At 71.4% G+C, this 9552-nt stretch carries 10 protein-coding genes; 6 read left to right on the plus strand and 4 right to left on the minus strand.

Annotated elements, in window-relative coordinates; all coding sequences use genetic code 11:
* Window positions 1-85 precede the first annotated feature (85 nt).
* Window positions 86-1627 carry a class I adenylate-forming enzyme family protein gene (locus tag MKL20_RS01575; RefSeq protein WP_244035205.1) on the plus strand — a complete coding sequence of 514 codons (1542 nt, stop codon included), beginning with the start codon at window positions 86-88 and terminating at the stop codon, window positions 1625-1627.
* Window positions 1628-1795: 168 nt separating this feature from the next.
* Here the strand turns inward: MKL20_RS01575 and MKL20_RS01580 are convergent, their stop codons facing one another.
* The 4 genes from MKL20_RS01580 to MKL20_RS01595 all read right to left on the minus strand — a co-directional run bounded on the left by MKL20_RS01580 (window position 1796) and on the right by MKL20_RS01595 (window position 3428).
* Complete coding sequence (locus MKL20_RS01580) at window positions 1796-1936, minus strand: hypothetical protein (RefSeq protein ID WP_243973169.1); 141 nt, start codon at window positions 1934-1936, stop codon at window positions 1796-1798.
* 88 nt (window positions 1937-2024) lie between these two features.
* A complete protein-coding gene (locus MKL20_RS01585) occupies window positions 2025-2366 on the minus strand; it encodes a hypothetical protein (RefSeq protein ID WP_409568092.1) in 342 nt (113 codons plus the stop codon).
* 129 nt (window positions 2367-2495) lie between these two features.
* Window positions 2496-3005, minus strand: a complete 510-nt coding sequence (locus tag MKL20_RS01590) for a metallophosphoesterase (protein WP_244035206.1) — start codon at window positions 3003-3005, stop codon at window positions 2496-2498.
* A gap of 69 nt (window positions 3006-3074) precedes the next feature.
* Window positions 3075-3428, minus strand: a complete 354-nt coding sequence (locus tag MKL20_RS01595) for an ArsR/SmtB family transcription factor (RefSeq protein ID WP_244035207.1) — start codon at window positions 3426-3428, stop codon at window positions 3075-3077.
* Window positions 3429-3535: 107 nt separating this feature from the next.
* Between MKL20_RS01595 and MKL20_RS01600 the strand changes: the two genes are divergently transcribed.
* From MKL20_RS01600 to MKL20_RS01620, 5 genes are all read left to right on the plus strand, one after another.
* A complete protein-coding gene (locus MKL20_RS01600) occupies window positions 3536-4282 on the plus strand; it encodes a glucose 1-dehydrogenase (RefSeq protein ID WP_244035208.1) in 747 nt (248 codons plus the stop codon).
* 162 nt (window positions 4283-4444) lie between these two features.
* On the plus strand, window positions 4445-5164 hold the full coding sequence (locus MKL20_RS01605; protein ID WP_244035209.1) for a cytochrome c biogenesis CcdA family protein: 720 nt from the start codon (window positions 4445-4447) through the stop codon (window positions 5162-5164).
* A 44-nt stretch (window positions 5165-5208) separates the two neighbouring features.
* Window positions 5209-6255 carry a selenide, water dikinase SelD gene (gene selD / locus MKL20_RS01610; RefSeq protein WP_244035210.1) on the plus strand — a complete coding sequence of 349 codons (1047 nt, stop codon included), beginning with the start codon at window positions 5209-5211 and terminating at the stop codon, window positions 6253-6255.
* 79 nt (window positions 6256-6334) lie between these two features.
* Window positions 6335-8320, plus strand: a complete 1986-nt coding sequence (locus tag MKL20_RS01615) for a glycosyltransferase (protein WP_244035211.1) — start codon at window positions 6335-6337, stop codon at window positions 8318-8320.
* Window positions 8317-9396: a glycosyltransferase gene (locus tag MKL20_RS01620; RefSeq protein WP_244035212.1), complete on the plus strand. Its 1080-nt coding sequence runs from the start codon at window positions 8317-8319 to the stop codon at window positions 9394-9396. Before MKL20_RS01615 ends, MKL20_RS01620 begins: the two co-directional genes overlap by 4 nt.
* The last annotated feature ends 156 nt before the right edge of the window (window positions 9397-9552 follow it).

Genomic DNA, 9552 nt, shown 5'->3' on the forward strand with positions numbered 1-9552 from the left:
CATCGGCGCCGGCTCACCCACGGTTGACGAGCGCGGCGCCGATGCGGGACACCCGGGCCAAACCCTCAACGATGGGGAACGCCCTTTGTCCGACGCCCTCCGGTCCCACGATCGCCAACCGCCGGCCCGGTTCAACGCGGCCCGGTACTGCCTGTCCGAGAACGCGCGGCTGCGCCCCGACAAGACCGCCCTGGTCCTGGTCGGCGACGGCACCGCGAGCCGGCTCAGCTTCGGCGAAGTCGACCGGGCGGTGCGGAGCATCGCGGCGGGCCTGCTCGGGCTCGGGCTGAAGCCCGGCGACCGGGTGATGATCCGGATGGGCAACGAGGCCGATTACGTCCTGGTCTATTTCGGCGCCCTGGCGGCGGGCCTCGTGGCGCTGCCATCCTCGCCGCAGCTGACCGAGGGCGAGGCGGCGTTCCTGATGGAGAATTCTGGCACGGCGGCGATCGTGGTCGGCGGTGGCTGCACGGTCACGCCCGAGGCCTCGGGCACCCGCCTCCTGCTCGACGCCGCCGCCATCGCCGCCCTGAAGGCTGGCCCGCCGCTGCCCGACTATGCTGACACCGCCGCCGACGACCCGGCGATGCTGATCTACACCTCCGGCACCACCAGCCGGCCCAAGGGCGTGCTGCACGCCCACCGGGCCGCCTTCGGCCGCTGGCCGATGGTCGCGCATTGGATCGGGCTCACCGAATCCGACGTGATGCTCCATGCCGGCACCATGAACTGGACCTACACGCTGGGCGTCGGCCTGAGCGACCCGTGGTCGGTGGGCGCCACAGCGGTGCTCTACAACGGCCCCCGCGACCCGGCGGTCTGGCCGCGCCTGATCGCGGAATACGGCGCCACCCTGTTCGCCGCGGTCCCGACCCTCTACCGCCAGATCCTCAAATACGGCGATCTCGCCCAGCACGACCTGTCGAGCCTGCGCCACGGCTGCACCGCCGGCGAGCCCCTGTCGGTGGAGCTGCTGGAGGCCTGGAGCCGGGCCACGGGCAAGCCGCTCTACGAGGCGCTCGGGATGAGCGAGATCTCCACCTACATCTCCAGCGGCCCGACCATCCCGGTCCGTCCGGGCTCCCCGGGCCGGCCGCAGCCAGGGCGGCGCGTGGCGATCCTACCGGTGGAGGGGCCGCCCGAGCCGCTACCCGCCGGCGAGACCGGGCTTCTGGCCGTCCACCGCTCGGAGCCGGCGCTGATGCTCGGCTACTGGAACCGTCCCAACGAGGAGGCCGAGGTGATGCGCGGCGACTGGTTCGTCGGTGGCGACCTCGCCCGGCTCGATGCCGAGGGCTACGTCTGGTTCGAGGGCCGCAACAACGACCTGATGAAGGCCATGGGCTACCGGGTCTCGCCGAACGAGGTCGAGGTCGTCCTCTCTGCCCACCCCTCCGTGGCGGAGGTCGGGGTGGCCGAGCTGCCGGTGCGGGCCGACGTCTCGGTCATCTGCGGCTTCGTGGTGCTCCAGCCGGGCGCCGAGCCCGACGCGGCCGACCTGCTCGCCTGGTGCGAGAGCCGGCTCGCCGCCTACAAGCGCCCGCGGGAGATCCGCTTTCTCAAGGCCCTGCCTCGGACCGCCAACGGCAAGGTCCAGCGCAAGCGGCTGGTCGAGGCAATGGGGTAAATGAGGATCGTCGCTTCGGCGGGCTGAGCGGTTTCAAATTGGCTCGGAAGAGGCGAGGCGCCCTCTTCCTCGTACGGGCTATGGAACTTCACACGCCGCGAAGCGGATCATCCGCGGTTCGACAGGGCATGTAGTCCAGAGATAAGACGCTCCATATCCTAGCCCCGATCAGAGCGTCCCGATCAGCACCAGCAGCATCGTCGTGGCGACGGTGGTGCTGATGAACCCGCACAGTGCGGCCGCGAAGGACGGGCCGGTGCGGTTGGCGGCGGGCGCTTCGATGTCGGACGACAGCAGGGCGGTGGTCATCGGCGCATAACCTTGTCGGCGACGTGCGTCGCTTGTGTTGAGATGATGATGCGGGGCGTGAACGGTCGAGGTGCGCAGGCGCACCCGGTCAGTCGCAGCGGTTGATTTTCTTGGCGATGCGGAGGCCGCGCAGCTCGCTGCGGAGGTCGATGGCCACCACGCCCTCGCCGCAGCGCTCGAAGGCGTCGCGGGCGTCGTCGTAGCGGTCGCCGACCTCATCCAGCGTGTCGCAGACGCGGTCGTGGTTCCCCAAACGCGCCTCCTGGCGCGCCTGGAAGCGCAGGGCATTGGCCTCGTCGACCTTGCGCTGGGCCTCCAGGCACGCCGGCAGGGCCAGCGCCGAGGAGGTCAGAGCGAGGATCGCGAAGGCCCCGGCCAGGGCCGTTTTGGCGAGGCCGGAAGGGAGCAGAGAGGCCGAACGGGCACTCACGGGCTGACTCGCGGATCGGTTTCTGGTGCAGCCCCGCGGACGGGGGTGGCGGGTGTCTCGGGGGTGGAACGCATCCATCCCCTCTCTGTCCGCTGAAACGGTGAAGCTGCTGTGAAGGTTCCGACCCGACTACGCCTTCCGGCGGAGGCGCGAGGTGAGGATTGCTGAGAGGCCGACCGGGGCCGGCCCCATCGGATCGACCCCGACATCGTACTGCTTCGGCATCGGCTTGAGCTTGCCGTGGCTATGCCCATGCAGGTTGAGCGCGCCCTTGCCCATCCCGTTCCAGGTGCGGAACGCGTAGTGACAGAGCACGACCATCCGGTCCTCAACCAGCAGTTCCGCGTAGTGGCGCACCGAGGCCCAGCCGGGGGCCTGGAGCGTGTCGGGCCCATCGTTGTTGCCGACGATCAGGTGCTTCTCGCCGTTGAGCCCGTCGAGGATCTCGCGGATCCGCGCCCTGCTCGGGCCGAGGGCGAAATCGCCGAGGTGCCAGACCGTGTCGCCCGGCGCCACCGCGCCGTTCCAGGCGGCGATCAGGCCGGCATCGTGGGCGTCGAGATCCGGATAGGGGCGATGGTCGAAGCGCAGGGCGCGCGGGTCGCCGAAATGGGTGTCGCCCGTGAAGAAGATGGCCACGCGTTCGCTCCGTGCGGTGTTCGACCCGCCCCTGTGGTCGCCGGATGCTGGGCCGTGCCGGTCCGGCGATCACGCACCGGACCGGCAAGGACCGGCGCCGGCTTCCGCTGCGTAGGCGTTGATGATCGCGGCCAGCAGGCCGGGGAAGCGAGCCTCCACCTCGTCCCACCGCGAATGGTTCCGCATCTCGACGCCGTGGCGCTCACTCCGGATCAACCCGGCCTCGCGGAGCACCTTGAAGTGCGTGGACAGTGACGATTTCGGGATGACCCGATCGCCCAACGCGGAGACGGCCGAGCAGGCCTCGACGCAGCCGGCCGTCATGATCTTGGCGAAGATCGCCGCACGGTTCGGGTCGGACAGCGCGTGCAGGATCGCCTCGGGTTGGACGTCCTCGATGGCGGGGTGAACGAACGGCCTCATGATTTCCGTATCTAGGGGCTTGAACCGCGCTTCGTTAGTTCCGAAGTTCCGAACTATGGGATCAAGACTGTCATCCCGGAGCCGGTCCCAGCCAGAGGTTAGCACACATGTCGAAGCTCGCAGGAAAGGTCGCCGTGGTGACCGGTGCGTCGAAGGGGATCGGAGCCGCTATCGCCAAGGGACTGGCGAAAGAGGGCGCGGCGGTCGTGGTCAATTACGCGTCGAGCAAGGCGGGCGCGGAGGCCGTCGTCGACGCCATCACCGCGGCCGGCGGCCGGGCGGTCGCCGTCCAGGGGGACGTGTCCAAGGCCGCGCAGGCGCAAGGGTTGATCGACGCGGCGGTGAAGCAGTTCGGCCGGCTCGACGTGCTGGTCAACAATTCCGGCGTCTACGAATTCGCGGCGCTCGAAGAGATCACCGAGGCGCATTATCGCCGTCTCTTCGACGTCAACGTGCTCGGCGTCCTGTTGGCGAGCCAGGCGGCCGCGAAACATCTCGGCGAGGGCGGCACCATCATCAACATCTCCTCGGCCATCACCCACGTGCATACGCCGAACGCGGCGGTCTATGCCGGGACCAAGGGGGCCCTGAACGCGGTCTCGGGCGTCCTCGCCAACGAGCTGGCGCCCCGGAAGATTCGCGTCAACACCGTCAGCCCGGGCTTCGTGGTGACCGAGGGCACGCATACGGCCGGCGTCGTCGGCTCCGACATGGAGACCAGCTTCGTCGCGCAGACGCCGCTCGGCCGCGCCGGCCAGCCGGACGATATCGCCGGGGTCGTCGCCTTCCTCGCCTCCGATGACGCCCGCTGGCTAACCGGCGAGGTGATCACCGCCAGCGGCGGCATCCGCTGACGCCGTGAGGCAGGCCCACGCGGGCTGCCGCAGAGGCGTCCGCGTGGGCCTGGCGACGCGGAAGGTCGCGCGCCGGCCGGACGATGCGCCCGGTTGACGCCCGCGCCCGCCGGCGCGAAGCCTGCCGACCTACAAAAATGAACCGGCGAGGAGAGCGCAGCGATGCTGGGAACGGTCGGGTTGGCGTTTCTGGCGGGGCTCCTGTCGGTGCTCTCGCCCTGCGTGCTGCCGCTGGTGCCGATCGTGCTCGGGACCGCGGCCTCTGAGCATCGCCTCGGGCCGGTGGCGCTGGCGCTGGGCCTGGCCGTGTCCTTCACCGCCATCGGGCTGTTCGTGGCGACGATCGGCTTCTCTATCGGGCTCGACGGCGACGTGTTTCGCAGCGCCGGGGCAGTGCTGCTGATGATCCTCGGTCTGGTGCTGATGCTGCCGCGGCTGCAGGCGCAGGTCGCCACCGCCGCCGGGCCGGTGGGGGCCTGGGCGGAAGACCGGTTCGGCGGGTTTCGGTCCGCGGGACTGTCCGGCCAGTTCGGCGTCGGCCTGCTGCTCGGGGCCGCCTGGAGCCCCTGCGTCGGGCCGACCCTGGGGGCCGCCTCGCTGCTGGCGGCACGGGGGGAGCATCTCGGGAGCGTCGCCCTGACGATGCTGGCCTTCGGAATCGGCGCCGCCGCGCCGCTGATGCTGCTCGGCTTCGTCTCCCGGGAGGCGCTGATGCGCTGGCGGGGCGGGCTCGCCGCGGCCGGCAAGGGCGTCAAGGCCGCCCTGGGGGCCGTGATGATGGTGCTGGGCCTCCTGATCCTCACCGGCACCGACAAGCGCGTCGAGGCCGCGGCGGTCGCCGCCTCACCGGACTGGCTCAATGCGGTGACCACGCGGTACTGATTTGGGAGCCGCTTCGGCGGCTTTGGCCGGAACGGAGCCCAACCATGACCGATGCCCCCCGTCTGACCAGTCTCGCCCATGGCGGCGGCTGCGGCTGCAAGCTCGACCCGGCGATTTTGCGCCGTCTGCTCGCCGAGCAGCCGGCTGCCGGGCCGTTCGAGCGGTTGCTCGTCGGCAACGAGACCTCCGACGACGCGGCGGTCTGGGAACTCGACGACGGCACCTGCGTGATCGCCACGACCGACTTCTTCACCCCGATGGTGGACGATCCTGTCGATTTCGGCCGGATCGCCGCGACCAACGCGATCTCGGACGTCTACGCCATGGGCGGAAAGCCGATCTTCGCCCTGGCGATCCTCGGCATGCCGGTGGGCAAGATCGAACCCGACGTAGTCGCCCGGATCCTGCGCGGCGGCGCGGAAAAATGCGCCGAGGCCGGGATCCCGGTGGCGGGCGGCCATTCCATCGACACGCCGGAGCCGATCTATGGCCTCGCGGTGATCGGCACCTGCCGCCGGGAGGCCGTACGGCGCAACGCCGACGCGCTGGCCGGGGATGCGGTGATCCTCACGAAGCCCCTCGGCGTCGGGGTCTATTCCGCGGCGATCAAGCGGGGCGCGCTGGACGAGGCCGGCTATCGCGACTTCGTCGCCACCACCACCCGGCTCAACACGATCGGCATCGCCCTGGCCGCCGAGCCGTCCGTGCATGCGCTCACCGACGTGACAGGCTTCGGCATCCTGGGCCACGGGCTCGAGATCGCCCGCGGCGCCGGGCTGACCTTCGCGCTGGACGCCGGCGCGCTGCCGTTCCTGCCCCGCGCCGAGGCGCTGGTTCAGGAGGGCTTCGTCACCGGCGCCTCGCACCGCAACTGGAACGCCTTCGGGGCCGAGGTCGATCTGCCGGCGGATTTCCCCGATTGGCGCCGGCACCTGCTCACCGACCCGCAGACCTCCGGCGGCCTGCTGGTGACCTGCGCGGCGGCCCAGGCGGATGCGGTTCTCACGCGCATCCGGGACGCGGGCCACGCTGCCGCGACCCGAATCGGCCGGATGGCGGCCGGCCCCGCCCGCATCCGCGTTGACGGCTGATGACGCGCGGGCCCCGCGCGGCAATCTTTTTCATCCTTCGCGCGCAGAGTGCCGGCCCCGCCCGACCCGCGAACCGACTTTGACCAACGCTGCACCCTCACCGCCCGCCCACGGCGTCGCCGGCTGGCCGTTCGGACCCGCCGCCCCCGGGGCAGCCCGGCCGGCCGCGCTGCCGGATGGACGCCCTTGGCCGCGAATCCGCATCGTCACCGTGATGACGCCCGGCGCGGATGCGAGTGGGACCGCCGCCTCGATCCTGCGCCAGGACTACCCGGAGCTCCGGCACGACATCGTGCCGCCAGGTCTCGGCCGCGCGCATATCCAAAAAATTCTGGGAGAGCCCGGTTGCGATGCCCTGCTGTGGCTGCGCCCGGGCGATCTCCTGGCCCCCGGCGCCCTCACCGCCCTGGCCCTGGAGGCCGCCCTGATCGGCGCGGCGGCGGTCGCCGGTCTCCGGGTCCTGTTTGCCGACACAGTTCTGGGATTGGACATCCCGGGGCTCAAGGCCTCCGACGCGTCGGGCGGCGTGCCGTTCACCGGCGGCGAAGTACTGTGGGTGCGCGACGCCCTTCGGGCCCATGCAATCCTCGACGTTGAGGGCCGCCTGGACGCCTCCGCCGCATGGTCGGCGCTGCCGGAAGCCGCGCGCGGGCGCATTGGCCGCCCGGTCCTGCTCCAGCGCGTGAGCGAGGCGCCGGCGGAGGCGACCGAGAGCCTGTCGATCGTCTCTCTCACCGGCACCGGCACCCAGGGCGGCGCCGGCGTCGCCCAGCGGCGGCTCGCCGATGCGCTGGCGCTGGCCGGCCATCGGGTGACGGGCGTCGCGCTGAGCGACCGGCCCGAAGCCGCCGAATGGACCGACGCGTTTCCCCAGGCCGAGGCGGAGATCGAAGCTGCTTCGCCCGACCTCGTCCTCGCCGGCAATCTTCACGGCGCCACCCGCAGCCTCGATGTGGTCGGGCGCCTCGCCCGACGCGGCCCAGTGGCGCTCGTGCTGCACGACCTGTTCCCGCTCACCGGCCGCTGCTGCCACCCGCGCGACTGCACCCGCGCCGCCATCGGCTGCGATGCCGCCTGCCCGGGGCCGGACGAGTATCCGCAACTCGCCCCCGGGCGGATCGCCGGGATGCACGCCCGCAAGCGTGCCGTGCTGGCTGGTCCCGCCGGACCGTGGCTGCTGGCGAATTCCGACTGGACCCTGGCGCGCGCGCAGGAGCTGGCCCCGTCCGGCACCCCGTCGACACAAATCCGGCTGGCCTTCCCGACGGCGACCTTCCGTCCGGGCGACCGCGCCGAACTGCGACGCCGCCTCGGCCTGCCGGAAGGCGACGTGCTGATCCTCATTTCGGCGGTGATCGTCGACGGCCCCGACAAGGGGTTTGCGGATCTGCGCGCCGCCCTCCAGGCCGCGGTGCGGCCGGGGGTCGGCGTCGTGGCGATCGGCCGGCTCGACGATCCGGCCCGGCTTGGCGTGCCGAACCTGTTCGCGCCGGGGCTGATCGCCGACGAGGCGACCCTGGCCGCCTGGTACGGCGCCTGCGACCTCCACGTCACCGCGAGCCGCCACGAGACCCTCGGGCAGACCCCGATCGAGGCCGGCCTGTGCGGCGTGCCGACGCTCGCCTACCGCACCTCCGGCCTGACCTCCGCGGTGATCGACGGCGTGTCCGGCCGCCTCGTGCCGATGAAGCCCGGTGCCCTGGCCCAGGCGCTCACCGAGCTGGTGGAAGACAGAGCGGCCCGGGCACGGCTCGGCGCCTTCGCGCGGATCGCCCTGGAGAATCGCCACAGCCCGGCCGCCGCCGCCCTGTCGCTCGATGGTCTGTTTCGGGATGGCGGGCTCCTCTCCGACACCGCACGCCCTAGCTTCGCCCCCGCCATGCTCGGCCATTTTCCGTTCGCGGCCCAGCTTCAGCCCGGCGCCAGCGGCACGGTGCCGGCGGCGTCGCGGCCCCTGGTGCGGCGGCTGCGACGGGCGAAGCAATTGGTGCTCGGCCGGCGCATGCCTTTGTTCGTGCGCCGCTGCCTGTACCTCGCCGGCACCCTGCGGCGGAGCGTGCCGTGAAGCCCGGCACCAAGCGGATCTATCTCGACCAGACCCATCTGCGCGCCCACGTCACCGGGATCGAGCGGATCACCCTCGATTTGTTCGCCCCCGACCGGCTGGCGCCGCACGAGATCCGCCCGGTCACCAGCGGCTCGCTGCCCGGGATGATCGGCCAGCAGCAACTCGGCCTGCCGCTGCGGGCGCTGCGGGACCGGGACACGCTGTTCCTGTTCCCGGGCTTCCCGCCGGGGCCGCTCTGCGCGATCGCGGCCGAGCGCTGCCTGTTCTACGTCCACGACACCTTCCTGCTCGACCGGCCGGAGGATCTGAGCCTGAAGAGCCGGCTCTACATGAGCCCGAGCTTCGCGCGGGCGCTGCGCTGGTGCCCGAACCTGTTCGTCAACAGCCGCACCACCGGCGCGGCCGTGAGGGCCGTCTGCGCGCCCACGGCCCGGGTCGCGCTGCTGCGCCCGTCCGTGCGCGATGCCTTCGGCCTCGACGACCTGCCGGGACCGGCTCCCTACGTCCCGGGTGCGCCGTTGCGGATGCTGGCGATCGGCACGATCGAGCCGCGCAAGGATTACACCGCCGCCCTCGCGCTGACGGCTGCGCTCAACCGCGCCGGTATGCCGGCAGAGCTGCATCTGGTCGGCCGGGTCGGCTGGGGCCGGCACGCCTTCCTGGACGCCCCGCCGCCGTTCCTGCACCGCTACGGCTACCTGTCCGATGCCGAGCTGCGGGATCTCGCCGGCTCCTGCCACCTGCTGCTCTCGACCTCGAAGGCCGAGGGGCTCGGCCTGCCGCTGCTGGAGGTCCAGCACGGCGGCCTGCCGGTGGTGGCCCCGGACGCCCCGGTCTTCCGCGAGGTGCTGGGCACGTCCGGCCTGCTGATCCGCCCCGAAGCGCCCGAGGCCGCCGCCGCCGCGCTCACGGCCTGGATCGGCGGAAACGGCCTGGCCCGGGCCGCCGCGGCCAGTCGCGACAATATCGGGCGCTGGAACGATGCGGCGGCCGAGGACCGGGCGCGCTTCCAACACTTCCTCGCGGGCGAGTCTGCGGCCTACGCGGCACCGGGTGCGACGATTCTCGCGTGAATCCGTTTACGTAGTCCCCAACAATTCCAGGCCTGTTGGTGCCACAAAATCGTGACAGAGCGCCCTAGTTCTGTAAGCAAGATCTACAGGAATCCATGTGTAGGGTCTGGTTCAAGGCGAGAGTACTGGTTCGGTATGCCGATTGCTGCCGTGTCG

It is taken from the genome of Methylobacterium sp. E-066, assembly GCF_022829635.1.
Lineage (GTDB): Bacteria > Pseudomonadota > Alphaproteobacteria > Rhizobiales > Beijerinckiaceae > Methylobacterium.